Source organism: Dietzia sp. CW19, from assembly GCF_014145265.1.
Classification (GTDB): domain Bacteria; phylum Actinomycetota; class Actinomycetes; order Mycobacteriales; family Mycobacteriaceae; genus Dietzia; species Dietzia natronolimnaea.
The window spans coordinates 31,628-32,149 of sequence record NZ_JAALEE010000561.1; the positions used below are offsets into that span (position 1 = coordinate 31,628).

1 protein-coding gene is annotated in these 522 nt (G+C 61.3%); it reads right to left on the reverse strand.

Annotation, left to right across the window (positions count from 1 at the left end; translation table 11 throughout):
- Window positions 1-414 (reverse strand): ATP-binding protein (locus G6021_RS16180; RefSeq protein WP_182641737.1); only part of this gene is annotated, 414 nt, incomplete at its 3' end.
- Between the last annotated feature and the right edge of the window lie 108 nt (window positions 415-522).

Genomic DNA, 522 nt, shown 5'->3' on the forward strand with positions numbered 1-522 from the left:
GCGGTCGGATTCGTCGATGATGATCAGCTCGACGTGCCTTCCCAGAGTCCTGGGTCGCGTCTGCAGTTCTCCGGTGTTGATCAGATGCTCGTCGATGCACGCAGATACCTGGACCGTCAGTCCGGTGAGATCGTCTCTGACCTGACGCGGGGTGCTCAGGACCGCGTGGGTGTAGAAGACTGTCCGTTTCCTGGCCAGTGCGGCATAGATCGGGAAATCGGAGTCATCGCGTGGTCCCCATTCTTCGAGGAGTCGCTCGGCTTTGTGCCAGTTCGCATACCGTCTGGCAGACAGTGTTTTACCGATCCCGGCTTGGCCGTAGCAGATGCCGATGGTGTGTTGCCGGCGTACGGCGTCGGCGAACTCGACGAATCTGCGGTGCTGTTTGGTGGCGATGAACCGTTGCGGAGACATCAGTCATCCTCCAGGTAGGTGCGAAGCTTCGTCTTCCTCCGGGCTGGTGAGGTCGGTGCCGGCGAGGCCGGAAACGAGGGGCCTTGGTGGCCGGTGACGACGGCAATG